Here is a 1,252-nt window from a genome sequence, read left to right on the forward strand (position 1 = left end):
GTCTTGGCTGCCGGTGAACAGATAAGCTGCGCCTCCTTCACCTCGACCTTTATTGTCTTGAAATACGCTATTGGTAATCTTAATTGTGCCGGAAGCTTCGCTCGGATTGCTGGCTCTGTCTGTGTAAACTGCGCCGCCAAAACCCCTTAAAAACGGATTAACTTTGCCTGTGGCGTAAACGGCTGCGGTGGTATCGTTGCCGATAAATCGGGAGTTGTCAATTGTCAGCTTACCTTGAAGGCTGTTAATTGCCCCGCCGTTAATTCCTTTGTTGTTGGTGAATTCGCTGTTGGTGACTGTAAAAGTTTTGAAACTCAAAAAGCCGATCGCACCTGCACCGCGTTCATCGTTAGCGGAGGTGGCCACGTTGCCGTTGAATTTACTGTTGGTAACAGTCAGGGTATTGTTGAAATTACCAAAAATTGCGCCACCACCTTTATCGGCGACGTTGTTGTTGAACTCAACGTTTTCTACTGTGAGGTTTACTTCGTCGGTTGTGCCGATCGCGCCACCTCGATCGGTAGTTTTGCCGTTAGTAATAATGAGGTTTTTGACCACAAAATTAGTAGCAGTTGCAACATTGGCATTGACAAAAAAGGCGCGGGATGCGTTGTTGCCACTGATGGTTAAACCGGCTGCGGCGGCGCCGTCAATCGTGATGTTTTTGCCAACGGGAATATCAAGTTGACCGCTGGTGAGAGTAATGGTTTGGCTGGCTAAACCTGGAGCGAAGGTAATGATATCGCCGGCAACAGCGGTGGCGATCGCAGCTCTTAATGAACCGGGCCCGCTATCGCTATTGTTGGCTACTACGATCGTAGCTAAATCACCTTGGTAACCTGCCATAGCCTCTGGCTGCAAGGCTAAGGGAGATTCAATTTGACCCCTAGCAAATTCTAAATTCCAGTCGCCGCCACTGCCAGTTGTGTTGGTCGATGCAGCAACGTCAGCCCCGGTTAATTGGCTGAACCGATCGACGAAATTAGCACCTGTACCGCCTGCTACATCGCAGCCGTACAGCATGATGTCTGCTTGTGGGGCTAGTGAAGTTTGCCACGAGTCCAACTGGCTTTTGTATTGCTCTATGTTATCTGAACCCAGAGCAGTATTGCCTAATTGTAGGCTACCAGAAGTGCCGTGAGAAATAATGTGAACCGAGTCTATCGCCCCGTTAGTAGAGGCGTATTTTTCAATTTCCGAGGTGATTTGTTCGATGCCGTTTTTGGTGCGATCGAGTATTACTACCTGCTGT

General features: G+C 48.9%; 1 protein-coding gene. It reads right to left on the reverse strand.

Annotated features, from left to right (window positions below; translation table 11 throughout):
* Positions 1-1,252 (reverse strand): DUF4347 domain-containing protein (locus tag QUA38_RS29015; protein ID WP_333167991.1); only part of this gene is annotated, 1,252 nt, incomplete at both ends.

Origin of the sequence: Microcoleus sp. Pol12B4 (assembly GCF_036701385.1) — a bacterium.
GTDB lineage: Bacteria > Cyanobacteriota > Cyanobacteriia > Cyanobacteriales > Microcoleaceae > Microcoleus.